Source organism: Kribbella orskensis, from assembly GCF_004342085.1.
GTDB classification, from domain to species: Bacteria; Actinomycetota; Actinomycetes; order Propionibacteriales; family Kribbellaceae; genus Kribbella; species Kribbella orskensis.
In genome coordinates this window covers 362,721-387,325 of sequence record NZ_SLWM01000003.1, presented here as the reverse complement: position 1 = coordinate 387,325, position 24,605 = coordinate 362,721, and the positions used below count along the sequence as shown (strand labels likewise).

At 69.3% G+C, this 24,605-nt stretch carries 24 protein-coding genes; 11 read left to right on the top strand and 13 right to left on the bottom strand.

Translation table 11 applies throughout. From position 1 onward, the window contains the following. The first annotated feature begins 10 nt into the window (after positions 1 to 10). A complete protein-coding gene (locus EV644_RS10735; protein ID WP_132189892.1) occupies positions 11 to 433 on the top strand; it encodes an MmcQ/YjbR family DNA-binding protein in 423 nt (140 codons plus the stop codon). A gap of 90 nt (positions 434 to 523) precedes the next feature. Here EV644_RS10735 and EV644_RS10730 read toward each other — a convergent pair whose 3' ends face one another. Continuing rightward, positions 524 to 934, bottom strand: a complete 411-nt coding sequence (locus EV644_RS10730; RefSeq protein ID WP_132189893.1) for a MarR family winged helix-turn-helix transcriptional regulator — start codon at positions 932 to 934, stop codon at positions 524 to 526. A gap of 52 nt (positions 935 to 986) precedes the next feature. Here EV644_RS10730 and EV644_RS10725 point away from each other — a divergent pair, with 52 nt between their 5' ends. Continuing rightward, complete coding sequence (locus tag EV644_RS10725) at positions 987 to 1,388, top strand: SRPBCC family protein (protein ID WP_132189894.1); 402 nt, start codon at positions 987 to 989, stop codon at positions 1,386 to 1,388. Positions 1,389 to 1,391: 3 nt separating this feature from the next. Here EV644_RS10725 and EV644_RS10720 read toward each other — a convergent pair whose 3' ends face one another. From EV644_RS10720 to EV644_RS10695, 6 genes are read right to left on the bottom strand one after another with little or no spacing between them, the layout of a single operon-like run. Then, positions 1,392 to 2,336, bottom strand: a complete 945-nt coding sequence (locus EV644_RS10720) for an LLM class F420-dependent oxidoreductase (protein WP_132189895.1) — start codon at positions 2,334 to 2,336, stop codon at positions 1,392 to 1,394. Next, on the bottom strand, positions 2,336 to 3,085 hold the full coding sequence (locus EV644_RS10715) for an SDR family oxidoreductase (protein ID WP_132189896.1): 750 nt from the start codon (positions 3,083 to 3,085) through the stop codon (positions 2,336 to 2,338). The genes EV644_RS10720 and EV644_RS10715 overlap by 1 nt, the downstream gene beginning before the upstream one ends. A 9-nt stretch (positions 3,086 to 3,094) precedes the next feature. Then, on the bottom strand, positions 3,095 to 3,778 hold the full coding sequence (locus EV644_RS10710; protein ID WP_132189897.1) for a histidine phosphatase family protein: 684 nt from the start codon (positions 3,776 to 3,778) through the stop codon (positions 3,095 to 3,097). Beyond that, complete coding sequence (locus EV644_RS10705; RefSeq protein ID WP_132189898.1) at positions 3,779 to 4,843, bottom strand: phosphotransferase family protein; 1,065 nt, start codon at positions 4,841 to 4,843, stop codon at positions 3,779 to 3,781. Next, on the bottom strand, positions 4,843 to 5,646 hold the full coding sequence (locus EV644_RS10700; protein ID WP_132189899.1) for an SDR family oxidoreductase: 804 nt from the start codon (positions 5,644 to 5,646) through the stop codon (positions 4,843 to 4,845). The genes EV644_RS10705 and EV644_RS10700 overlap by 1 nt, the downstream gene beginning before the upstream one ends. After that, a complete protein-coding gene (locus EV644_RS10695) occupies positions 5,643 to 6,878 on the bottom strand; it encodes an acyl-CoA dehydrogenase family protein (RefSeq protein WP_132189900.1) in 1,236 nt (411 codons plus the stop codon). The genes EV644_RS10700 and EV644_RS10695 overlap by 4 nt, the downstream gene beginning before the upstream one ends. Positions 6,879 to 6,940: 62 nt before the next feature. Here EV644_RS10695 and EV644_RS10690 point away from each other — a divergent pair, with 62 nt between their 5' ends. Further along, on the top strand, positions 6,941 to 7,576 hold the full coding sequence (locus EV644_RS10690) for a TetR/AcrR family transcriptional regulator (protein ID WP_241998425.1): 636 nt from the start codon (positions 6,941 to 6,943) through the stop codon (positions 7,574 to 7,576). Between the two features lie 77 nt (positions 7,577 to 7,653). On the opposite strand, the gene EV644_RS10685 is transcribed toward EV644_RS10690, so the two are convergent. After that, positions 7,654 to 8,700, bottom strand: a complete 1,047-nt coding sequence (locus EV644_RS10685; RefSeq protein WP_132189902.1) for a LacI family DNA-binding transcriptional regulator — start codon at positions 8,698 to 8,700, stop codon at positions 7,654 to 7,656. A 153-nt stretch (positions 8,701 to 8,853) separates the two neighbouring features. On the opposite strand from EV644_RS10685, the gene EV644_RS10680 reads away from it, so the two are divergent. After that, a complete protein-coding gene (locus EV644_RS10680) occupies positions 8,854 to 10,812 on the top strand; it encodes a glycoside hydrolase family 30 beta sandwich domain-containing protein (RefSeq protein WP_132189903.1) in 1,959 nt (652 codons plus the stop codon). Between the two features lie 52 nt (positions 10,813 to 10,864). Here the strand turns inward: EV644_RS10680 and EV644_RS10675 are convergent, their stop codons facing one another. Further along, entirely contained in the window at positions 10,865 to 11,239 is a 375-nt protein-coding gene (locus EV644_RS10675; RefSeq protein ID WP_199239733.1) for a VOC family protein, read from the bottom strand. 17 nt (positions 11,240 to 11,256) lie between these two features. After that, positions 11,257 to 12,528 carry an amidase gene (locus EV644_RS10670; protein WP_241998427.1) on the bottom strand — a complete coding sequence of 424 codons (1,272 nt, stop codon included), beginning with the start codon at positions 12,526 to 12,528 and terminating at the stop codon, positions 11,257 to 11,259. Positions 12,529 to 12,676: 148 nt separating this feature from the next. Here EV644_RS10670 and EV644_RS10665 point away from each other — a divergent pair, with 148 nt between their 5' ends. Next, complete coding sequence (locus tag EV644_RS10665; RefSeq protein ID WP_132189904.1) at positions 12,677 to 13,126, top strand: GNAT family N-acetyltransferase; 450 nt, start codon at positions 12,677 to 12,679, stop codon at positions 13,124 to 13,126. Here EV644_RS10665 and EV644_RS10660 read toward each other — a convergent pair whose 3' ends face one another. After that, on the bottom strand, positions 13,127 to 13,756 hold the full coding sequence (locus EV644_RS10660) for a hypothetical protein (RefSeq protein WP_132189905.1): 630 nt from the start codon (positions 13,754 to 13,756) through the stop codon (positions 13,127 to 13,129). A gap of 53 nt (positions 13,757 to 13,809) precedes the next feature. Here EV644_RS10660 and EV644_RS10655 point away from each other — a divergent pair, with 53 nt between their 5' ends. After that, positions 13,810 to 14,625 carry an aminotransferase class IV gene (locus tag EV644_RS10655; RefSeq protein ID WP_158292781.1) on the top strand — a complete coding sequence of 272 codons (816 nt, stop codon included), beginning with the start codon at positions 13,810 to 13,812 and terminating at the stop codon, positions 14,623 to 14,625. Here the strand turns inward: EV644_RS10655 and EV644_RS10650 are convergent. Continuing rightward, the gene (locus EV644_RS10650) at positions 14,622 to 15,377 is read right to left on the bottom strand and encodes a hypothetical protein (RefSeq protein WP_132189907.1); all 756 of its coding nucleotides are present in this window, start codon (positions 15,375 to 15,377) and stop codon (positions 14,622 to 14,624) included. The genes EV644_RS10655 and EV644_RS10650 overlap by 4 nt on opposite strands. A 159-nt stretch (positions 15,378 to 15,536) precedes the next feature. Then, positions 15,537 to 16,997 carry a CCA tRNA nucleotidyltransferase gene (locus EV644_RS10645; RefSeq protein ID WP_132189908.1) on the bottom strand — a complete coding sequence of 487 codons (1,461 nt, stop codon included), beginning with the start codon at positions 16,995 to 16,997 and terminating at the stop codon, positions 15,537 to 15,539. A gap of 24 nt (positions 16,998 to 17,021) precedes the next feature. Between EV644_RS10645 and EV644_RS10640 the strand changes: the two genes are divergently transcribed. From EV644_RS10640 to EV644_RS10620, 5 genes are all read left to right on the top strand, one after another. Next, positions 17,022 to 19,454 (top strand): hypothetical protein, encoded by a 2,433-nt coding sequence (locus EV644_RS10640; protein WP_199239732.1) that lies wholly within the window; start codon positions 17,022 to 17,024, stop codon positions 19,452 to 19,454. After that, entirely contained in the window at positions 19,447 to 21,102 is a 1,656-nt protein-coding gene (gene murJ / locus EV644_RS10635) for a murein biosynthesis integral membrane protein MurJ (protein WP_132333352.1), read from the top strand. Before EV644_RS10640 ends, murJ begins: the two co-directional genes overlap by 8 nt. Before the next feature lie 158 nt (positions 21,103 to 21,260). Then, entirely contained in the window at positions 21,261 to 22,931 is a 1,671-nt protein-coding gene (locus EV644_RS10630) for a protein kinase family protein (RefSeq protein ID WP_132189910.1), read from the top strand. After that, on the top strand, positions 22,928 to 23,611 hold the full coding sequence (sigM, locus tag EV644_RS10625; RefSeq protein ID WP_241998430.1) for an RNA polymerase sigma factor SigM: 684 nt from the start codon (positions 22,928 to 22,930) through the stop codon (positions 23,609 to 23,611). The genes EV644_RS10630 and sigM overlap by 4 nt, the downstream gene beginning before the upstream one ends. A 112-nt stretch (positions 23,612 to 23,723) precedes the next feature. Next, a complete protein-coding gene (locus EV644_RS10620) occupies positions 23,724 to 24,485 on the top strand; it encodes an anti-sigma factor family protein (RefSeq protein ID WP_132189911.1) in 762 nt (253 codons plus the stop codon). The last annotated feature ends 120 nt before the right edge of the window (positions 24,486 to 24,605 follow it).

Here is a 24,605-nt window from a genome sequence, read left to right as displayed (position 1 = left end):
GACTGCGGCAATGGCCGGTCGGACCCGGAAGGCGCGCGTCGCGGACGTGCACGAGGTGGCGCTGGGGATGCCCCACGTCACCGTCGAGCAGGGCGGTGCGGAGAACCCCGTCTACCAGGTCGGCGGCAAGTCCTTCGTCTTCTTCCGTACGCCGCGGCCGGACGCCTTCGACCCAGACACCGGCGAGCGGTACGACGACGTCATCGTGATCTGGGTGCCCTCCGCCGACGACAAGCTCGCCCTCGTGTCGGACGACTCGAACCCGTTCTTCACCACCCCACACTTCAACGGCCACCCGTCCGTCCTGGTCCGAGCCAGCCACCTCGGCGAACTGACCCGCCAGGAACTGACCGAAGTGATCCAAGACGCCTGGCTCGCCCGAGCCTCCAAACGCCGAGCCACCACCTGGCTGGAAGAACACCGCCTCAGCTGACCGCCGCGCACTCGCCGACGCGTTCCGACGTACGGGGGATGAACCTCGCGCTGATCACCAGGTCGATGCCGAGGGCAAGGAACAGCCTGGTCACCCGTTGGCGAGGCGGCCCAGCATGCTGATCAGTGAGCGCCGTTCGGCAGCGGTCAGTTCGCCGAGCAGGTCGTCTTCCATCGCGCGGATGTCGGCCTGTACTGCGGTGTGCCGCCCCTGACCCGCGGCGGTCAACCGGACCTGGCGATTCCGGCGGTCGGCCGGGTCGGGCTCGCGGACGATCAAGCCGTCTCGCTCGAGTACGTCGAGCAGCGCGATCAACCGGGACTTGTCGTACCCGATCGCGGTGGCGAGGGTCAGCTGGTTGACCCCGGGTTGCCGAGCCAGCTGTGACAGCACGCTGTAGCCCCACATCGAGAGTCCGTGACCGTCCAGCAGCGGGCCTTCGGCAGCGATGAGCCGCCGGGTGATCCGCCCGAACAGCGATCCCAGATCCTCGCGTTCCATGCCTCGGATGATAGGACTTGAGAAATGATATGCAGACGCATATCATCAGCAGATGCCTACTAATTCGTTGTTGACTGCCCGAACCCGGTCCATCTCGATCGCCGCGTCACCACGAGCCGTCTTCGAGTTGGTGACCGATCCCGCCGCCCTGCCGCGCTGGGCTCCGGGGGTCGCCCGTGCCGTTCGCGTGGAGGGTGACGACTGGATTCTCGAGAACGACCAGGGCGAAACCCGCCTCACCGTGCGCACCTCGCGTGACCACGGCACCGTCGACCTGCTGACCGCCGAGAACCAGGGTGTGTTCACCCGCGTGCTGCCGAACGGCGCGGGCAGTGAGTACCAGTTCACGCTGATGTTCCCCGCGGAAGTGGCCGACGACGCGGTCGCGGAGCAGCTGGCCATCGTCGAAGCGGAGTTGGAGGCCGTCCGCGCGCTCTGCGAGGAACAGTCCTGATCCTCAGGGAGCGAGGGCCCTGGCCGTGTCCAAGAGATCTGTACCAGTGGGAAGCGCGGCGATGATCGGGGTGTCGAGGCCGTTCTCCACGTAGCGATTGATCTGCGCGCGGCAGTCCGCGGCGGTGCCGTGGACGACGAGATCGTCGATGACGGAGACCGGTACCGCGGCCATCGCCGCGTTGCGATCCCCGGCTGCCCAGGCGTCGCGCATCTCTTTCATCGCCTCGCCGCGCCCGAGCCAGTCGTGGAAGGCCGCGTAGCCCGGGACGGTCAGGTAGGTGGCGATCAGGAAGCGACCGATGTTGCGGGCCATCTCCGCGTCCTCGGTGACGCAGACGAAGATCCGCGCCGCGAGTTCCTTGTCGGCACCGAGTTCGGCGCGAACCTGCCGCACGTCGTCGGCGGACAGCCAGTTGGTGATCGCGCCGTCCGCCTCCCGCGCGGCCAGTCGCAGCATCTGGGGCCGGAGCGCCGCGAGCATGATCGCAGGCGGGATGTCCGGTGCCTTCTCCAGCCGGAACCGGTTGATCGTGAAGCTGTCGAACTCCCCGTCCACCTTCTCCCCGGCGAACGCCTGCCGCAGGAAGCGCAGTACGTCGCGGGTGCGGGCGAGCGGCGGGTCGTAGGCGATGCCGTTCCAGCCGGTCACGATCGTCTCCGAGGAAGCCCCGATGCCGAGGACGAACCGCCCTGGCGCCAGCTCGGCCAACGCCGCCGCACTCATCGCCAGCGCAGCCGGCCCGCGAGTGTGCACCGGCACCACGGCCGTCCCCAGGCGCAACCGGTCGTCCCATTCGGACGCCAGCACCAACGGCGTGAAGGCATCGGCGCCGGCCACCTCGGCCGACCACAGATCGGTGTAGCCCAGCGAAGCCAGCTCGGACACCAGCGGACGATGGTCCCGCAGCGGTACCCCGGTCAGCGGAACGGTCAGACCCCAGCGCATCAGATCATCCTCTTCAGCAACGGCAACGGCGCGTACTTCAGGAACCTTGCCATCGGCACCCACGGCCACGGCGGCACGTAGGCCTTCGCCTTCTCCGCCTCGATCGCCTTCACGATCGCACGAACGCCCTTGACGGTGTCCACCATGAACGGCGCGCTGGTCACCTTCTCGTTCAGTTCCGACCGGATGTAGCCCGGGTAGATCGCGCTCACGGTGATCGGCTTGCCCAGCAGTTCCAGCTGCAGACCCTCCGCCAACGTCGCCACGGCGGCCTTGGTGGCGGCGTACGTGGTCACCGTCTTCGGCAGACCCCGCAGCGCGGCGACCGACGAGATGATCACCAGGTGCCCGGCGTTCTTGGCCCGGAACAGCTCCATTGCCGCCTCGGCCTGCGCCAGCGCGGCGACGAAGTTCGTCATCGCGGTCTCGCGGTTCGCGTCGAACCGGCCGCTGCCGAGCGGCGCGCCCTTGCCGATGCCGGCGTTCACGATGATCCGGTCGAGCCCGCCGTCCAACTCGGCCTCCGCGGCCCGGAACACCTCGAACACCTGCTCGTGGTCGGTCACGTCGAGCCGGTGCAGGATCACGCTGATCGCGGGATGCTTGGCGGTCAGCTCTTCCTGCAGAGTCTTCAGCCGGTCCTCCCGGCGCGCGGTCAGCACCAGGTTGTGGCCGAGAGCCCCGAACTGGCGGGCCATCTCCGCACCGAGTCCCGAGCTCGCCCCGGTGATCAGGATGTTGCGTCGCATCGGACCGCCTTATCGGTAGGAGAGCATGTCGGTGCCGTCGAGGTGCGCGTGCTCGTTGAAGCTGATCAGCGTCAGCCCGCTGCGCCCCGAGACGACCGTGGTGACAGCGGTGTTGACGGTCACCGGGTTCAGCCGCAACCACAGGTCGTCGGTGCCGGTGAGCATCCGGCTGACCGCCGCCGCGATCGGTCCACCCGAGGTGAACACGACCGCGGTCTCCCCCTTGCCCAGCCGATCCGCAGTACGTCGTACCGCGTCCTCCGAGCGGCGGCAGAACGTCTGGAAGGACTCGGTGTAACCGTCGCCGTCGCTGCGGGTCCAGCGCTCGGTCGCGGCGCCGAACATCTCCTGGAACGCACGCGCCGGCTGACCGGTCCGGGCCAGGTCGGCGAGCAGTACCGCGCGGCGTTTGTAGGCCGGCTTGTGCGCGACGATCACCTGGTCGTGGTCGAACTCGTTGAACCCCTCGTCGACGTCCACCGGGTTGGTGAGGCCGGCGGTCTGCAGGGCGAGCTCCGCGGTCCGCGCGTGCCTGCGCATCGCCCCGGAGACGACGAGATCGGGCTTCACCCCGCGCGCCGCGAGTGCCTCGCCCAGCCGGACGGACTGCTGCTCGCCCTGCGGCGAGAGCCGGTCGTAGTCGCTGCGCCCGAACGACGCCTGCGCGTGCCGGATCAGGTAGATGGTCGGCACTCAGCTGCCCATGATCCGGCGGCAGCGCCGCTCCAGCAGGTTGACCGGCACCCAGAGGTTCTTGAACCGCGGGTTCCGGGTCTGCTTGTGGTGGTAGCGGTAGTAGATCTGCTGGGCGATCACCGCGAGCCGGAACAGCCCGAACACCTCGTAGAACGCCCAGTTCGCCGGCTCGAGGCCGGACTTCTCGCAGTAGTAGCGGACGATCTCGTCCCGGCTGACCATCCCCGGTACGTCGGACGGCTGCAGGCGGAACCGCCGGAACGCCCAGTCGTCGTCCGCCTGAACCCAGTACGCGAGCGCGCTGCCCAGATCCATCAGGGGATCCCCGAGCGTCGCCAACTCCCAGTCGAGCACACCGACCACCCGCAGCGGGTCGTCCGGCGCGAGCACCACGTTGTCGAGCCGGAAGTCGTTGTGGATCACGCAGATCCGTACGTCGGCCGGGCGGTTCGCCTCGAGCCAGGCCATCACCCGCTCGTAGCTCGGCACGTTCCACGTCTTGGCCTTGCGGTACCGCCCGGACCAGCCGGCCACCTGGCGCTCGACGTACCCCTCGCCGCGACCGAGATCCGCCAGCCCGGCGGCGGCCGGATCCACCTGGTGCAGATCCACCAACGTGTCGATCAGGGTGTGGCAGAGCTGCCGGGTCTGCTCCGGGGTCAGGTCTACGCCGAGTTCGGAGCGCCGCGGGATGGTGCCGGCGATCCGCTCCATCACGTAGAACTCGGACCCGAGCACCGCCTCGTCGTTGCAGTGAGCAACCATCTTCGGCACGTAGGGGAACACCGGCGCGAGCCCCTGCTGGATCCGGAACTCCCGCCCCATGTCGTGCGCCCCCTTCGCCTTCGTCCCCACCGGCGGCCGGCGCAGGATCAGGTCATGCCCGGGGTAGCGCAGCAGGTACGTCAGGTTGGAGGCACCGCCGGAGAACTGCCGAACCACCGGCAATCCCTTGGGCAGCGTTGTCTGCACCCGCAGCCAGGTGTCGACCGCCGCCACGTCGAAGGAGTCCTCGTCCCGAACCTCCCGGGCACCTGGCACCGCACTCTGCTCTACCGCCATCACCGCTCTCCGGTTGACGGCACCTGGGTCTCAGCGCGCTCCCTGGCCCGGGCGGCGATCTTGCGCATCTGGCGGTCGTACAGCGGGCGGGCGAAGCGCTTGGTTCGCCAGGCGAGCAAGGCCGGCCGGTCAGGGATGATCAGGAACTGCTTCTTCTTGATCCCGGCGACCACGCCCGCGGCGACGTCGTCCGCAGTACGGGGAGACTTTTCGATCAGCCGGCGCGCGGTCGCGCCCATCTCGGCGTCGTCGCCCTGGATCGAGTCCGCCAGGTTGGTCCGGAAAAACGACGGGCACACGACGGACACCGTCACGCCGTACGGGTGGAGTTCGTGCGAGAGCGTCTCGGACAGTGCGACGACGCCCGCCTTGACCGTGTTGTACGAGCTCATCATCGGCGGATGCACCAGACCGGCCGCGGAGGCGGTGTTGACGATGTGCCCGGAGCGCTGCTTCTTGAACAGCGGCGTGAACGCCCGGCAGCCGCGGACCACACCCATCAGGTTGATGTCGACGACCCGGTCCCACTCGTCCAGCGACTCGACGTCGATCCGGCCGCCGGTGGCGATGCCGGCGTTGTTCACCAGGATGTCGAGCCCACCCCAGTTCTCCTCACACCAGGCGACCGCCGCTTCCCAGTCGCTCGCATCCCGCACGTTCAACTGCCGGTACTGCGCTCCGCCGGTTGCGGGTGACTCGGCCGCGAGGTCGGTGCAGAGCACCTGGTGGCCATCAGCAACGAAGCGGGCGACCAGGGCGGCGCCGAGTCCGCTGGCCCCGCCGGTGACGAGAACCCTGCTCACTTCGACTCCTTCGGCTGATATTTCGCCAGCTCGATCCTGGCGACCACTCCACGATGCACCTCGTCCGGCCCGTCGGCCAGCCGCAGCGCCCGGGCACTCGTCCACGCCGCGGCCAGCGGGTAGTCGTCGGACAGCCCGCCACCGCCGTGCAACTGGATCGCCATGTCGATGACGTCCTGCGCCATCCGCGGTACCGCCACCTTGATCTGGCTGACCTCGCTCAGCGCGCCCGCGAGGCCCTGGGTGTCCAGCAGATACGCGGTCTGCAGCACCAGCAGGCGGGCCTGGTTGATCGCGATCCGGGCATCGGCGATCCGCTCGCGGTTGCCGCCGAGGTTGACCAGTGGCTTGCCGAACGCAGTCCTGCTGGTACCGCGCTGGAGCGCGAGCTCGAGCGACTTCTCCGCGAGGCCGATCAGCCGCATGCAGTGGTGCACCCGGCCCGGTCCGAGCCGGCCCTGCGCGATCTCGAAGGCGCCACCCGGCCCGACCAGGATGTTGGCCACGGGCACCCGGACGTCGGTGAAGGACACCTCGCCGTGGCCGTGCGGTTCGTCGTACCTGTTCATCGCGGGGAGGAGGCGCTCGACCTTCACGCCGCGGGTGTCACGCGGCACGAGGACCATCGTGTGGCGGGCGTACCGGTGGGCGTCGGGATCGGTGAGGCCCATGAAGATCAGCAGTTCGCAGTCGGGGTGACCGATACCGGTGCTCCACCACTTGCGGCCGTTGATGACCACCTCGTCGCCCTCCACGGTCGCGGTGGCGGCCATGTTGGTGGCGTCGGACGACGCGACGTCGGGCTCTGTCATGCAGAACGCCGAGCGGATCGCGCCGTCGAGGAGCGGTTCGAGCCACTGCTTCTTCTGCTCGGCCGAGCCGTAGCGGAGCAGGACCTCCATGTTGCCGGTGTCGGGGGCGTTGCAGTTGAACACGTACGGCGCGAGGAAGGAGCGGCCGGTGAGCTCCGCGATCGGGGCGTAGTCGAGGTTGCTCAGGCCCTCGCCGTAGCTCTCGTTGCCGGGCTCGGGAGGCGGGAGGAAGAGGTTCCAGAGGCCCTGCTTGCGAGCCTTCGCCTGCAGCTCCTTGAAGGCGGGCTGCGGCTGCCAGGGGTCGGCCGCGGCGCGAGTGGCCGCGTGCAGCTCGGCCTCGACCGGTTCGATCTCGGTCCGGATGAACTCGTCGACCTTGCCGATCAACTCCTGCGCCCTGGCGGACGGCTCGAAACCCATCAGCTGCTCCTCACCTCGACTCCTGTTGACGGTAGCGCAGTTACTGAGCAATGCTCAATAGCGTGAAAGCCGCAGACGCACCGCTAGCTGCCGGGGAGGCAGCCGACGGCAGACGGAGACGACTGAGCGCGGAGGATCGCCGCAAGCAACTGGTCGGCATCGGGCTGCAGATGCTCCGCACCCAGCCGATCCACGACCTGTCGATCGACGCCGTCGCGGCCGAGGCGGGCATCTCCCGCGGCCTGCTCTTCCACTACTTCCCGACCAAGCGCGACTTCTACATCGCGGTGATGAGCGCCGCCGGCCGCAGATTGCTGCGTGTCACCGCGCCGGATCCGGCCCTGCCTCCCGACGAGCAGTTGCGGCAGATGCTGCTCTCCTTCGTCGCCTTCGTCAGCAGGCGCCGCGACTCGTACATCTCCTTCGTCCGCGGCGCCGCAGGCGGGGACGTGTACGTCGTCGAGGTCTACGCCAACACCCGGGCCGCTCTCACCACCCGCGTCCTCGACCTGCTCGGCGACTCCGCGGCCGCCGCCCGACCCGCCTCACCGGTGCGGCTGACCGTCCACGCCTGGCTCGCCTATGTCGAAGACCTCGCCATCGAATGGTCCGGCCTCCCCGAGTCTTCCCGCTCGTCAACCCCCGACGAGCTCGTCACCCACTTCGTCGACGCGCTCCACTGCCTCCGCACCCTCTGAACCACTGGCAGGCTGTCAGACCGCTGGGTGCTGGTAAGGCGCTACAGGTCGAGTAACCCGCTATCGGCACGGCACCCTCAACGGGGCGGGGCGGTGGAGTCGCGGATGACCAGCTCGGTGGCCAGTTCTACGTGCAGGGCTTCGAGTTCGTGGCGGTCCAGGAGGCGGATGAGGAGGCTGACGGCCATCCGGCCCATCTCCTGGAGGGGTTGGCGGACGGTAGTGAGAGTCGGGAAGGTAGCGCGGCTGAGGTCGATGTCGTCGAAGCCGGCGACGGACAGGTCCGTGGGGACGTTGAGCCCACGCTCGGCCGCCGCTTGGAGGGCACCGACTGCGGCCTTGTCGTTGAAGGCGACCAGCGCGGTCGGACGCTGGGGAAGGTCGAGCAACTGCCCCGCGGCGCGACGGCCCTGCTCGGTGGTCGGCTCGACCGGCCGGACCAGGTCAGGGTCGGGGAGGATGCCGACGTCGGCCAGCGCGGCCGCGTGACCACCCAGGCGCGCGTCGCTGGCCAGCCACTCCCGCGGCCCGCCGATCACGCCGATGCGGGTGTGGCCGAGGCCGACCAGATGTGAGGTCACCTGGCGCGCGCCGGCGAAGTGAGCGGCTGAGACGGACGCGATGTCGCGCGGCAAGGCAGTACGGGGGTCGACCACGACGAAGGGGAAGCGCCGCGAGCGGAGGCGGACCAGGTCGTCGGCCGATTCCGGCGGGAGGATCAGGATCGCCCCGGCCAGGCCGTTGTCGGTGAGGAGTCTGGGCAGGATCTGGGCTCCGGCTGCGCCTTGCCCGGCGTTGAGGACGAGTTGGCGGCCGTGGCGATCGAGGGTTTCGGCGATCGAGGACACGATCAGCCCGAAGTAGTCGGTGAGGACGTACGGGCAGCGGACGAAGACCGCGCCGCCGACGGGCTTCGGCGAACCGCCCCGAGGACTGGGCGCACGCACGCCAAGGCGCTCGACTGCCTGTTCCACCAGTTCGCGGGTCCGCGGAGCGACGCTCCCGCTCTGGTTGAGCACCCGGGAAACGGTCGCGATCGAGACGCCGGTCTCCGCCGCGATATCCCGCACCGTCGCCCGAAGACCTCCCCCGCCCACTCGGCCGTGCGGTTCCTGGCTAGGCATTTGTTACATCGCTTTGTTTCACGCTTGCCACTCTAAACCACGCCAGCTCGCGAGTCAGGAAGTCTTGACAGCACCCGGCGCCCGTCGTTTGCTGAAGACCGTGTGTTGCGTGTTTGTTTCATTTGTTTCAACGGGGTTGACCTGAGGAGTGCGATGAGGAGACATGCGATCGGGGCGGCCGTGGCCGGGTCCGCCCTGCTGGTGAGCGGCGTGCTGAGCGGTGCCGGAGCCCAGGCGGTGGACCTGTCCGGCCAGACCCAGCAGGACAGTCAGGCCGACAAGGCGACAGCGACCGCCCGCGTCTGGGTGACCACCCCGGACCGGGCCGAACTGCTGCACGAGCGAGCGCCGGTCGCCTTCCGGAAGAGCCAGAGCGCGGAGACGACGATCACGGTCGACCCGGACACGCAGTACCAGACGATGGACGGCTTCGGTGCCTCCATCACGGACTCGTCGGCGGACATTCTCTACCGGCTCACTCCCGCGGAGCGCGACAAGACGATGCGCTCGCTGTTCGACCGGGACAAGGGCATCGGCGTGAGCTTCCTGCGCCAGGTGGTCGGCTCGTCGGACTTCACCGCCGCGCCGCAGCACTACACGTACGACGATGTGCCCGCCGGCCAGACGGACTTCCCGCTGCGGCACTTCAGCATCGCGCACGACCAGACGCAGATCCTGCCGCTGGTACGCCGGGCGAAGCAGCTCAACCCGTCCCTCAAGGTGATGGCGACCCCGTGGAGTCCGCCCGCGTGGATGAAGACCGGCGACTCACTGGTGGGTGGTCGCCTCAAGGACGACCCGGCCGTCTACAACGCCTACGCCCGCTACCTGGTGAAGTTCGTGAAGGCATACGAGGCGGCCGGAGTACCGGTGGACTTCCTCTCGGTGCAGAACGAGCCGCAGAACCGCAAGCCGAGCGCCTACCCAGGCACGGACATGCCGGTACGCCAGCAGGCCGCGGTGATCGAGGCGCTCGGGCCGATGCTGCGCGCGGCCAGCCCGCGGACGAAGATCCTCGGCTACGACCACAACTGGACGACCCATCCCGGCGACATCGAGTCCACCCCGCCCGGCGAGGACCCGGAGACGGACTACCCGTACCAGTTGCTCGACAGCCCGGCCGGCAAGTGGATCGCCGGTACGGCGTACCACTGCTACTCGGGTGATCCGAGCGCGCAGAGCGCCCTGCACCAGACCTTCCCGGACAAGGGCATCTGGTTCACCGAGTGCTCCGGCTCCCACGGGCCGAACGACACCCCCGAGCAGATCTTCCGCGGCACGCTCACCTGGCACGCCCGCACCCTGATGCTCGGTACGACGCGCAACTGGGCCAAGTCCGTCGTGAACTGGAACATCGCGCTCGACTCCACCGGTGGCCCGCACAACGGGGGCTGCGACACGTGCACCGGGCTGGTGACGCTGCAGCCCGCCGGCACCGTGACCACCGACGCGGAGTACTACACGATCGGGCACCTGTCGAAGTTCGTCCGCTCCGGCGCGGTGCGGATCGCGAGTACGTCGTACGGGACGACCGGGTGGAACGGGCAGTTGATGAGCTCCGCGTTCCGCAACCCGGACGGCTCCACCGCGCTCCTCGTGCACAACGAGAACGACGATCCCCGGACCTTCGCGGTGGCGGTCGGCGACCAGAGCTTCGAGTACACGCTGCCCGGCGGCTCAGTGGCGACGTTCACCTGGCCGCGGTCGCAGACGCTGGATCCTGAGCTCTCTCCCGTCTCGTTGACGGGCGCGACGGCGAGCGCAGTACCGGCTGCTGACGCGGGGTTCGCCTTCGACGCGGACGGGTCGACCGTGTGGCAATCCAAGGCTGCGCAGGCGGCCGGGCAGTACGTGCAGGTCGACCTCGGTACGGCGAAGCAGTTCCGCCGCGTCGCGATCGACAGCGGCGGCAACATCGGCGACTACGCCCGCGGCTGGCAGGTGTCGACCAGCTTCGACGGCACCTCGTGGCATCCGCTGGCGAGCGGCGCGAGCACCGGCCAGCTCACCAACGTGGATGTCCGCCCGACGCGAGCCCGCTTCATCCGCATCACCTCGACCGGCACCAGCGACCACTGGTGGAGCCTGGCCGACGTCCGCCTCTACAAGTAGTCCCACTCCTGACGCCCTCCCACGCAGTCCGCGTGGGAGGGCGTCAGTTTGATCAGCCCCGGGAAGTCAGCCGAAGGTAGTAGCCGTCGGGATCGTGCAAGCGGAAGTCGCGCAGCCCCCACGGCTGCTCCCGCAGACCTCCCTCGAGCGGCCAGCCGGTCTCGTGCACCCGGGCGAACTCCGCGTCGATGTCGTCCACCTCGAGCACGATCTCGGTGCCGGCGGGCACCGACCGGACCGCCGGATCGACCACCTGCCAGGCGGTGCCGATCCCGATCCGCGCTGTCCCCCGGCCCATCCACAGGTAGTGGACAACTCCGTCGGCACGTTGGCGCGAGAGCTCCTCGAATCCCAGCACTCGCCGGTAGAACTCGCCCGAGGCCTCGGGGTCGGTCGCGAACACTTCCACGCGCAGACTCATATCCATACCGACAGCCTCGGACCTCAAGCTTCCTCGAAGTCAAGGACGCGCTCGATCCAGGATGCGACCTGGGCCGCCACTTGGTTGCTTCCAGCAATCACCTGGAGACCGATCGGCAGGCCTGTGGTCGGCAGCGGGAGGCTGAGGGCGGGGAACCCGGTGAGGTTGGCGAGGCGGGTGTTGCGCATCAGCCTCGCTCTGACGGCTACCGCGCCGTCGGCGTCTGCCACTGCGTCGATCGGTGGTGCCACCACCGGGACAGTCGGAAGGATGAGGGCGTCCACCTCGCTGAAGCGGTTGGCGACGGTCCTGGTGAGCTCCGCGGCTTCCGCACGCGCCTGCACATAACGCCAAGCCGGTACTTCGGCCGCCTCCCGCAGGCGCTGCTGTACGTCGGGTTGGTACGCCTCGGTGGATCGACCGGCGTGGTTGGCCACCGCCTCCGGCCCTTGGAGGTCTACCGCCGTCCGGTTGGTCGCCGTCCAGTCGGGCAGTTCCACCTCCCGCATGACCGCCCCGGCGGCCCGGAGCCGGGTGATCGCTGCCGACCACGCCTTACCTACTTCTTCAGAATGGTCCTGGTGCTCGGGATTCGAGACCAGCCCGAGCCGCGGCGCCTCGATGGCCGCACCCGATTCCGTGCTGGACAGCGAGTTCACCGCGTAGACCGCATCGACGACTGAGGTGGTGAGTACGCCGACATGGTCCAGGCTCTGCGCCAGCGGGAACACTCCGTCGATCGGCAGAGTCCCCCGGGCGGGCTTGTAACCGACCACACCGCACAGGGCCGCGGGGATCCTCACCGAGCCCGCCGTATCCGTGCCGATCGCCAGTGGAACCACCCCGGCCGCAACTGCCGCTCCCGCACCGGCGCTGGAGCCACCGGTCATCCGCGAGTGGTCGTGCGGGTTGCGGCAGGGCCCGACGCGGTTGGACGTGCCGGTGCAGCCGTAGGCGAACTCGTGGCTGTAGCTGAGCCCGAGGATGATCGCGCCGGCGGCTCGCAACCTGGTGACGATCTCGGCATCCTTCGCGGCGGTCTCGTCCATCGCCGCCGACCCGCACCGGAACGGCAGCCCCTCGACCTCGACGATCTCCTTCACCAGCACGGGCACTCCGGCCAACGCGCCCGACCTGACCTGTCGCGCGGCCTGCCGGGCTCCGTCGGCATCGAGGTGCACGACAGCATTCAGTACGGCCGTCTCCTCCGCTCGCCGCAGCGCCTGCTCGACCAGGTCGACCGGATCCAGCTCACCCGCTCGGACCGCCGCGGCGATCCTCTCCAGAGACGTCACCGCCCCATCAGATCACCTCGACCGTGGAACTGCCCCGCGCACTACCGACCGACCAACCAGTGACACAGCGTGGACCTCACTGCCTCCGATCCGAGCGGAGAGGAAAACGAAACAGTGGTGTCACGGCTCGTTGCTACCGTCCGGAGCCATGATCGACGGGGTGGAAATCAAGCCGGCCGCGCGGACCGACGCGGAGGTGCTCGCACTGACGACGGCCCAGCAGGCCGAGTTGGCCGCGCTGTACGGCGAGGACCAGCCGCTCGTCGACCTGCACCCGGACATCGAGTTCATCGTCCTGCGGCTGGACGGCGCCCCGGTCGGCTGCGTCGGCCTGCAACCGATCAGCCCCGGTCTCGGCGAGATCAAGCGCATGTACGTCGAGCCGTCGTCGCGCGGCTGGGGTCTGTCCCGCCAGCTGCTGGCGGAGGTGGAGTCGCTGGCACTGGTCCAGGGCCTGACCACCTTGCGGTTGGAGACCGGGACCCGGCAGCACGAGGCGATCGGCCTCTACACGCGGCACGGCTACCTCCCGACGCCGCCGTACCCGCCGTTCGAGAACGAAACGGTGTCGCGCTGCTTCGCCAAGCAGTTGGTCTAGTCAGGCTGTGGGTTGGGACGGCAGGTCGAGGACCAGGTCGGAGCCGTCCGGGTGGAAGCCGACCTTGCTCAGGTAGGAGGCAGACTCCTGCATCCGCCGCGGAGCCATCACCTGCCGGAACCCGTGGTGGGTGAACACGTCGCTGCGCCGGTAGACGAACTCCCCCGGCGTGAAGTCGCGGTACTGCGGCAGCACGTAGTCGAGGTCGATCTGCGCCCGGCCGTCGCCCGCGTCGTGCGCGAGCACCACCCCGACGGTCCGCTCGCCCCGCTGCACCAGGAACGCATACGAACTGTTCTCAGGAGTGAACCCGGGGTTGAACCGGCTGATGTCCTTCTCGTGCGACGACAGCACGTGCCCGAGGTAGGCGTCGTCGTGGTTCACCTCGAAGACGGTGTACTCGGCTTCGTCGTGCCGGTGCCGCAGCAACCGCCACAGGTGCACGACGTTGATGACGGCCAGCACCGCGTTCATGCCGACCATCGGCCAGACCTGGATGGCGAGGTTGAAGAAGACCAGGACCACGCAGCCGATCAGGTTCAGCACCCGCAGCCGCAGGATCCGGGCCTGCAGCAGCGACGCCACGACCAGCGCCGACCCACCCCATCCGATAATGCTCCAGACGTCCACGTCGTGAGACTAGACCAGAGAGCCGAGTGGACTGGTTCGGTCAGACTCGGGGTGTGACCGACTTCCTGCAGTTGAACGACGCGCCTGTCGAGTTCGTGGAGCCGGAGTTGCTCAGAGCAACCAGCTACGGCCACTTCACGTCCATGCAGGTCCGGAGCGGCCGGGTCCGCGGTCTCGACCTGCACCTGGAACGGCTCGACCACAGCTCACTCGAACTCTTCGGCCAGGGCGTCCCGGCCGACCGAGCGCTGTCTTACCTGCGACTGGCCCTGGATCGGGCGGACTCAGCCGACCTGTCGATCCGGGTCAACGCCTTCACTCGCGAGCGCGCCAAGCTCGACGCCGGGATCCCCGTGTCGCCCGAACTGCTGATCACCGTGACCGACCCGCTCGATCCCACCCCGGATCCTCCACGGCTGCTCGCGGTCGAGCACGAACGCGTCGTACCGCATCTCAAGCACACGGGCACCTTCCCGCTCGTGTACTTCGGTCGCCAGGCGCACCTGGCTGGGTACGACGACGCGCTGTTCCACAACCGCGCGGGGAACGTTTCGGAGGCGTCGATCTGGAACATCTGCTTCGCCGGCCGGGATGGAATCGTCTGGCCAGAGGCCGAGGTCCTGCCCGGCATCACCATGCTCACCCTGCAAGCGGGTCTGGCTGCCACCGGCGTCCGCAGCGCGACCGTCCCCGTCCCGCTGACGGACCTGGCTTCGTACGACGCGGCCTACCTCACCAACTCCATCGACCCAGCACTCCCCGTCGCGTCCATCACCACGCCTGCCGGCACCACGGAGTACAGGACCGACCCAGCGTCGACCGCTCTCATCGCGGCAGCGTTCGAGGCAGTTCCCCCGCAGCAGATCTAGCCGTCACCGCCTCCGCCACCATCGCCCCCGCCGAAGTCCCCGCCACCGCCGAAGTCGACCGCGCCGCCGGGGGCGGCGTTCCAGCCGCCCCACGCCATCCCGCCGCTCATGCTGTCGAACGACGCGAGGGCGATGTAGGAGGCCCCGGCCCCGCTCGCGAAGTACCCAGTGCCGTACGGCGCGACCGCGGCGCCCGCCTCCCAGTAGGGAACCCGGCGGGAGTGGTACTGGACGTAGCGCACCTCTGGCTGCTGACCTGCCTGCAGGCGGGCGGCGTCCTGCGCGCAGGCCGGCACTTTGCGAGTGCCATGGGCAGGCTGGTTCCAGAGCACGTCCATGGTGGACGGGCCGTGCTGCGGATTGAAGAAGCACGGCACCCGCCGCTCCGGCACCGGCTCGCCGGCCACCCGGGCCTGCACACAGGTGATCGCGTACCGGCCCGTCGCCAGTGTGTCCGTGACCGTGCTGATCGCCTCGGCGGACTTGATCCCGCCGACCGACCGTTGCGCTGACTCGTAGGCGTCCAGGGCCCGCTGATAGTCCAGCCGGGTGTCGGCGTCCAACTCCCGGCCCTGCACCGACTCACCGAGTCGGCTCAGCTCCTCACCGAGCAACGTCACGTCCTCGTCGGCGAGGTTCCTGATCCCCTCGAGCTCCTCGGCGTCACCGCGCTTGGCTGCTCGGCGGTCCCACCAGTACCGCCCACCCAACGCGATGCTGCCCCCACCCAGTACCGCTAGAAGCCACAACATCTACCGACGGTACCGCCGCCTCCGGCCGCTGTGGAGCGCCCAGGAACGATCGGTCCCGGCTCGTTGCGGAACCGGCGACAGATCGCAACAACTCGTCGCCCTCGGTCGAACGACCTGTCGCCGTCAGTCAGCGTGAAGGGTGTCGGCAGACCTCACCGCTCAGGAGCGGGCGTTCCACCAGCTGAGGAGTGCTTCCCGAGCGCGGTCCTCGCCGAGCGGGCCCTCGTCCATCCGGAGCTCCATCAGGAACTTGTAGGCCTCGCCGACCTCGCGGCCCGGCCCGATACCGAGGATCTCCATGATCTGGTTGCCGTCCAGGTCCGGGCGGATGGAGTCGAGCTCCTCCTGCTCCTGCAGCCGGGCGATGCGCTCCTCCAGATCGTCGTACGCCGACCGGAGGGCCTCCGCCTTGCGCTTGTTCCGGGTAGTGCTGTCGGCCCGGGTGAGCACGTGCAACCGGCTGAGCAGATCACCCGCGTCCCGGACGTACCGGCGTACGGCGGAGTCGGTCCACTCGCCGGTGCCGTAGCCGTGGAACCGCAGGTGCAGCTCGACGAGCTTGCCGACCTGGTCGATCTGCTCGTTGCTGAACCGCAGCGCTTTCATCCGCTTCTTCGCCAGCTTGGCGCCGACCACGTCGTGGTGGTGGAACGTTACCTTGCCGCCGTCCTCGAACTTCCGCGTCTTCGGTTTGCCGATGTCGTGGATCAGCGCGGCGAACCGGGTCACGAAGTCGGGCAGCTCGACACCCAGCCGCGGCTCCAGATCGATCGCCTGCTCGAGCACCGTGAGCGAGTGCTCGTACACGTCCTTGTGCCGGTGGTGCTCGTCCAGCTCCAACTGCAGCGCGGGCAGCTCGGGCAGCACGTGGTCCGCGAGGCCGGTGGCCACCAGCAGGTCCAGGCCCTTGCGGGGCTGCGGCGAGATCACCAGCTTGATCAGCTCGTCGCGGACCCGCTCGGCCGAAACGATGGTGATCCGGTCGGCCATCGCCTCCATCGCGGCCACCACGGCCGGGTCCGGGGTGAAGTCGAGCTGGGCCGCGAACCGGGCCGCGCGCATCATCCGCAGCGGGTCGTCGGAGAACGAGTCCTCGGGCGATCCCGGCGTCCGGATCACCCTGTTCGCGACGTCCTCCATCCCGCCGTACGGGTCGACGAACTGGTGGGACGGCAGCAGCACCGCCATCGCGTTCATCGCGAAGTCGCGGCGGGACAGGTCACCCTCCAGGCTGTCGCCGTAGGAGACCTCCGGTTTGCGCGAGGTGGGATCGTAGGACTCCGACCGATAAGTGGTGATCTCCAGGACCCACTCGCCCTTCCGACAACCGATGGTGCCGAAAGCCTTGCCGATATCCCAGACGTGGTTCGCCCAGCCGGCCAGCAACCGCTCGACCACCTCCGGGCGGGCCGAGGTGGCGAAGTCCAGGTCCTTGCTCCCCCGGCCTAGCAGAATGTCCCGTACAGGACCCCCGACCAGGGCGATCTCATGACCGGCGGTGGCGAAGCGGGCACCCAGCTCGTCGACCACCGGCGCGATCTGCAGCAGCGACTGGACAGCTTGCCGCTGTACCGCGGACAGCGATCCGGAGGAGGCAGAACGGTCGGGAGTAGGAGACACGGGGAACTAGGTTACGGTGACGGCGTGTTCAGACGGCGACTGAGGCTCCCCGCGGCCGCGGGCGTGAGCCTGCTGATCGCGGCGTCGGCGGCGGTTTCCGCCGCGATGGCGGCGGTCGCGGCGCCCACCGCCGACCCTCCGGTGGTCGCCGTCCGGATCGACTCGTTCAACCCGACGGCGGTGACACCGGGCGACCCGGTGACGATCCGCGGTCAGGTCACCAACACCAGCGATGTCACCCTGAAGGCGCCCCAGGCGATCGCCTGTATCGACACCAAGCGGCTGGACACCCGGGCCGACCTCGCCGCGGTGCCGGCCGAGAACGACATCCCGGTCGACGAGCAGAACAGCTGCCGCCGGCTGGTCAACTCCGAGTCCACCTTCCAGGAGTTGGGCGAACTGCCGCCCAACGCCACCGCGAACTACCAGTTCACCGTGCCCTGGGCGGAGTGGAACATCGGCAAGCGACCGGGTGCCTACACGGTCGGCGTGGTCATCCGCGCCACCCCGGACCAGCCGGAGGACAGCGACCGGCTGACCGTCGGCCGGGTGCGGACCCTGATGCCGGTGATCGACCCCGCGGAGCTGCCGCGCAAGGTGAACGCCGCGATGGTCGTGCCGCTCCGGCACCGGCCGACCCTGCTGAGTGGCAACCAGTTCGCGAACGACTCCCTGGCCGAGGCGATGGCTCCGAACGGCGCGCTCGGCCGCCTGCTCGCGCTCGGCGAGAAGCAGAAGGTCACCTGGCTCGTCGATCCCGCGATGCTCGACGAGGCTGCCCGGATCAAGCAGGGCAACTACAGGGTCGTCGACGGCAACAACCAGACCAAGCCGGGGACCGGACAGAAGATCGTCCAGGCCTGGCTCGACGCCTTCGAGGCGAGCCGCGCCCGCAACCCGGTGGTCATGCTCCCGTACGGCGACCCTGATGTGGGCAGCCTGATCGACGCCGGCGACCCGCTCAAGAGCCTCGTCGGCCAGTCGCGCGACGCCACCGAGAAATACAGCCTGGGCGGCGACCACCCGAACTTCGACCGCGGCCTCTGGCTCGAGAACGGCTCCGCGAGCAGCCGGAACCTGGCTGCCGCCTCCACCGGCTACCCCGGGGCCCCGAATCCCGGCGACGTGAATCTGGTCAGCAGTTCGTCCTGGGCGCCCGCCGACCGGCCGAGCCTGCTGCCGACCCCGGTCTACAACGTCACGACGCCCGAGGGTCCGGTGAAGTCCGTCCGGACGGTGGTGACGGACTCCAGTCTGACCGCCGGCGGTCCGGACCCGGCCTCCGCCGACCAGCCGCTCCAGGTGCGCCAGCGCTTCGCCGCCGAGACCGCGATGCTTGCGGGCACCGGGACCGGTACTGCGACCGTGGTGGTGCTGCCTCCGCGTGATTGGGAGACCGAGGGCTCCGCCACCGCCTCGCTGGTACAGCAGGGTCTCTCGTTGCCCTGGGTGACCCCGATCTCCATCGACCAGGTGACAGCCGCCAAGGCGCAGCCCGCCAGGCCGCCGAGCACGCCTCGGTCGACACCCGGACTGCCGAGCGGCCGGCTCGACCAGATCAAGCAGCTCAACGCCGCGACGACCACCTTCGTCTCGCTCCTCGCCGACCGCGAGCAGGCGCCCGTGGATCTACAGCGCGCGCTGCTCCGGGTCAGCTCCTACAGCTGGCGCGAGTACCCCGACGAGGCCCAGCGGTTCCTCACCTTCGAGCAGGGCTCGGTGAACACCTGGCTCGGCAAGGTGCACCTGGTCAACAACGCCGTCGACCGGGGTCAGCACCGCGAGATCAAGGTGAACCTCTCCGGCAGCAAGGGCACCTTCCCGCTCTCGGTGGTGAACGAGCTCGACTGGTCCGTCCGGGTCGGGGTCGCGGTCAAGCCCGCGAACCGGACCGACCTGCGGATCGCCCCGCTGCGGACGCTGGTGCTCCCGGCCGGGCAGAAGGGCACCTTCCAGATCACCGCGAGCGCCGAGCAGAACGGCCTGATCCGGGCGAACGCCCAGGTGATCTCCGCCGAGCAGTTGCCGGTCGGCAAGTCGCAGGAGCTGGTGATCCAGGCCGCGCAGTACGGCAGTGTCGGCTGGATCCTGGTCGGCGCCGCGATCGCGCTGCTGTTCGGTACTTCGGCCGTGCGCATCTACCGCCGGATCCGCTCCGAGCGGCGCAACCCGACGCCGTCCGGGACCGAGGCGGACCCCCTGCACCCGGCCCCGCTGGACCCCCACGACCTGGCCGCAGCCGAGCCCGCCGACTCCCTCCAGAGCGAGCAGCCCGATGATGAGCCGGCCGGGGTGGAGCCGAACCCACTGGAGCCCGTCCAGCCGCTGCGAGTCAACCCGAACGGCGGCACCGAAGTACAGGCCGGGGAGAGTGACGGGGCCGCGGGCAACGGAGTACCGGGCGGCATCGAGGGCGACGCGAGCCTGAAAGAAGGAGTCGGAACGAAGGATGGCTGACCGCACCCTGCGCTCCGCGGCGGTGATGGCAGCCGGAACTGTGCTGTCCCGCCTGCTCGGATTCGTGAGGATCGCCCTGCTCGCGGCCGCCATCGGCACCGCCCTGCGCAGCGACATCTTCACCGCCGCGAGCACGATCCCGAACAGCCTGTACATCCTGCTGGCCGGCGGCGTCTTCAACACGGTGCTGGTGCCACAGCTGGTGCGGGCGATCAAGAACCACGACGACGGCGGCCGGGACTTCACCAACCGGCTGCTCACCTTCGGCTTCGTGCTGCTCGCCGTGGTCACCGTCGGCTGTGTGCTGCTCGCGCCGTTCATCGCCGAGCTGTACATGCCGAGGGAGCTCCAGGATCCGTCGCGAGCGTCCGAGCGTGAGTCGATGATCGTGTTGGTCCGGCTCTGCCTGCCGCAGATCTTCTTCTACGGCGCGTTCGTGCTGGTCGGCCAGGTGCTGAACGCGCGGCGCCGGTTCGGCCCGATGATGTGGGCGCCGATCGCGAACAACATCGTCGCCTGCGCGTCGATCGTCGTGTTCCTGCTGATCTACCGCACCGGCGACACGCCGCCGACCTACAGCCACGGTGAGGAGTTGCTGCTCGGTCTCGGCCACACGTTCGGGATCGCGGTCCAGCTGCTGGTGCTGCTGCCGTACCTGAGGGCCAGCGGGCACCTGTATGCGCCCAAGTTCGGTCTGCGCGGCACGGGACTGGGGCACACCGCCCGGCTTGGCATCTGGACCCTGCTGTTCGTCGCGGTCAACCAGGTGACCCTCGTCGTGGTCACCAAGCTCGCCATCGCCGGTAGCGCGTCACTCGACCCCGGCGCCAAGGCGGGTCTGTTCGCCTACAGCACGGCGATGCTGGTGATCCTGGTGCCCCACGGCATCGTCACGGTCTCCCTGGCGACGGCCGCGCTGCCGCAGATGTCGGCGCTCGCCGCGGACGGCGACGTGACCGAGGTGGCCCGGCTGGCGGCCCGGTCGATCCGCCAGACGCTGGCGATCGTAGTACCGGCGGCTGCCGCGATGATCGCGTTCGCGTACCCGATCATGACGGTGATCGCGGGCTACGGCTCCGGCAAGAACAACCTGAACCTGATGGCGTACACGCTGATGGCGCTGGCGTTCGGGCTGGTGCCGTTCACGGTGCAGTACTTCCAGCTGCGCACCTTCTACGCCTTCGAGGACACCCGGACCCCGTTCTTCCTGCAGTGCGCGATCGCCACGACCAACATCGCGGCCGCGCTGATCGGCGTACGGGTGATCCTGGACCAGGAGCACCTCCGGTTCAGCGGTGTGATGCTCGGCGCCGCCTTCTCGGTCTCGTATCTGGTCGCCGTACTGCTCTCCCGCCGGGTGCTGGCCCGCACGGTGCCGCGGGTCCACGGCGCGGGCATCGGCCTGCCACTGGTCGCGATGGTCATCGCCGCTCTGCTCGCCGCGGGCATCGGCCGGGGCGCGGTGATGCTGTTGAACTCCGCCCTCGACTGGAAGGGCCCGCTCGCGGCGCTGCTCCAACTGGCGGTCGGCGCGATCGTGATGCTCCCCGTGTACGTCGGAGTGGCCCGGGTACTCCGGATTCACGAGGTCACGGACGTGGTGTCCGTCGTCACATCGAAGCTGCCGGGACGGCGCCGCCGGTCCTGATCGGCCCGCTTGTGCGATCGTGCACCACTTCTCAGCTGACGAGGGCACTAGCATGGGGGCTGCGATCGGACCGCCAACCGCTCGCAATCGGATCCTCGCCGACCGGATCCGAGCGGAGACGCAGGACGACCAGTGCATCGAGGAGGGCGAGAGACGCCGTGTCGAACCAGACCGTCAGTCCTGGTGCCCTGCTCGCGGGCCGCTACCGGATCGCCGAGTTACTCGCGGAGATCGACGGTGCGCGCGTCTGGCGAGCAGTGGACGAGGTGCTCAGCCGAGCTGTGGTCGTGGACGTCCTGCCGGTCGGCGACCCGCGGACGAACCTGCTCTTCGACGCCGCCCGCCGTGCGGCGGCCGCGGCCGACCCGCGCTTCCTCCGCGTCCTCGACTGCGACGTGCACGAGGGCGTCACCTACTGCGTGCGGGAATGGGCCGGCGGCCGCCCGCTCGAGCGGATGCTCAGCGCCGGACCGCTGACCGGGCAACAGGCCGGCTGGCTGGCCCGCGAGGTCTCCGAGGCACTGGAGAACCTGCACCGCACCGGCCAGTCGCACGGCTCGATCAGCCCGTCCACCGTCGTGGTGACGGACGCCGGCGCCATCAAGGTCGTCGGCCTCGCCACCGAAGCCGCCCTCCGCTCCACCGGTCCCGGTTCGCCGGAGCAGGATGTCCGCGCACTCGGAGAACTGCTGTACGCCTCCCTGACCGGCAGGTGGCCCGGCCCGGCTCCGGCCTGGGGACTCCAGCCCGCGCCCGTCGAGCACGGCCGGCTGCTGAGCCCGCGCCAGGTCCGCGCCGGCGTGCCCCGCTCGCTGGACGACATCTCCGACCGCCTGCTCGGTTACCCGCCGCGGCACCACGCCGTTCCGATCACGAGCGCCGCCGGACTGTCGGCCGCTCTGTCCGGGGTCATCGGTAGCTCGCACGAGCCGCCGAACCAGATGGACGAGACCGTCGCCGTGGCCCGGCAGAACGGAAGCATCGACGACGCCACCCAGGTGTCGCCGGTCATTCAGACGCCTCCCGCGCTGGACCCGACGCCGCCGCAGGCCGCCTACAACGGCAACGGTCAGACCCAGCCGCAGGCGGTCTACACCCCTGCACCCCCCGAATCCCGTCCGGTGCGCCGGCAACCGCCGCCGAGCCACGACGGCTACGGCCGTCGCAAGCCGCCGGCCGACGAGCCGCGGGCGCGCGGAAGCTGGGGCGGCCGGATCCTGATCCTGCTCGCCATCCTCGCGCTGCTGTCGGTGATCGGGATCGCGCAGTTCCTGGTCAAGGGCGCGATCAACAACGACCAGGGCTCCGGCACCGACAGCGGCAACAGCCCGGCGCCGCAGACCAGCGGGCCGCCCACGGCGACGAACGAGCCGGCGAAGATCGTCGGCGCCAAGGACTTCGACCCGCCGCCGGACGGCAACGGCGAGGAGCACCCCGAGGACGTCAAGAACACCTACGACGGCAAGCAGGACACCACCTGGACGACGATGTCGTACAAGCGGCGTCCCGACCTGGGCGGCACCAAAGAGGGCGTCGGCATCGTCTACGACCTCGGTGCGGTCACCACGGTGTCCCAGGTGACGGTCGACCTGATCGGTGACAAGACCAACCTCGAGCTGATGATCCCGAAGGCCGACCCGGACAAGTCGGCGAGCACCGTCAGCGGCTGGAAGTCGGTCGCCTCGGCGGAGGACGCCCCCGACGGGCCCGCCGCGCTGAAGCTGGCGGCGCCGACCGAGACGCGGTACGTGCTCGTCTGGCTGACCAGTCTGCCGAAGGAAGGCAGCGGTTACCGCGGCGAGATCTCGGAGGTCACGATCCAGCAATGACCTCTGATATCACCCGGATCGGCGCCGGCGGCCCCCCGGCCGACGGGCCGGGCGCGCGGCCGGCCGGGTACGAAACGATGGACGACCACGAGCTGCTCCGGCTGCACGTGGCCGGCAACCCGGACACGTTCGGAATCCTGGTCAAGCGGCACCGGGACCGGTTGTGGGCGGTCGCGATCCGCACCCTGGGCGAGCCCGAGGAGGCGGCCGACGCGCTGCAGGAGGCGTTCATCTCCGCCTTCCGCCGGGCCGACTCGTTCCGGGGCGACGCCAAGGTGACCACCTGGCTGCACCGGATCGTGGTGAACGCCTGCCTGGACCGGATCCGCCGTCGCCAGGTCCGGGCGGCCGACCCGCTGCCGGAGGACGAGGACCGCGCCGCCGAGCTGGCGGGCCCCGCCCAGGACGACCCGGCCGAGGTGCGCGAGCGCCGGCTCGACGTGTTGAACGCGCTGAGGCAGATCAACTCCGACCAGCGCAGCGCGCTCGTGCTGGTCGACATGGAGGGCTACTCGATCGAGGAGGCGGCCGCCATTCTCGGCTGTGCGCCGGGCACCGTGAAGAGCCGTTGCGCCCGAGGTCGCGCCCGGCTGCTTCCCCTGCTCCGGCACTGGCAGACCACCCGCGGCGGCTCCGACGTACCGGAGAAAACTGCTGCCGAATCCGTGGGAACCGAATGACCGGGTATCCCGTCTCAGCGAGGTCGCTCAGCCGCGACCTCGTTGCGATCGCCTACCGGAGCACTTCACCGATGACCACTCTGCGGACCTCCCGTGAGGAGGCGAGTTCCCGATGACCGATTCCGGTCTGCCGACCAGTGAGCACCTGGAACACCTGGATACGGACACCATCGCCGACCTGATCGAGAACCTGCTCCCCGCGCCCGAGGCGCATCGCGCTCGTGAACACGTGAAAGCCTGTCCGGACTGCCAGCAGACGTACGACGCGCTGGTGCAGCTGACCGAGGACCTCGCCGACGACGGCCGGGCGGACATCCCGATGCCGACCGACGTCGCCGAGCACCTCGACGCCGTGATCGTCTCCGAGTCCGTACTGCGTTCCTCCACCGTCGGCGTGCACTCCCTGGTTCAGCTCCGCGAGGAGCCGCGCCGCCATCTACCGAAGCTGGTGCTCGCCGCGGCCGGGGTGATCGTGATCGCAGCGGTCGGCGTGGGTGTCGTGGTCAGCACGGCGGATCACAGCAACGAGGGCGCCGCCGGGATCAACCCGACGCTGCCGGCCGGCGAGGTGCCGTCGATGACCACCGACCAGGTGGGTCCCAATGCGCAGAAGTGGCTGGAGAACTCCAACGGCCCGGTCCTGCACGGGAGCAACGACGAGATCCAGTGCGCGCGCGTGTTCGCGGCCGGGCGTCCTGGCTCGGAGCTCAGGCTCGTCCAGCCGGCCAAGGTGGACGGCAAGCGGGCGACGGTGATCGGGCTGCCAGGCGGCTCCCCACAAGACATCCAGCTCTCCGTGGTCACGGGCTGTAGTGGATCCGGGGGCGTTGCCACCCCGTTCTACGACACGACGGTGACGCTTCGCACTCGCTGACTTCAGCCGGTGAGCCCCCGGTGTGCTCGGCGCGGGCGATGGGTACCGTGGGAATGGTCGGCCTCTAGGATCCGTTGAGTACGACGTAATGATCGTCTCGAGGAGACCGGGGAACACCTG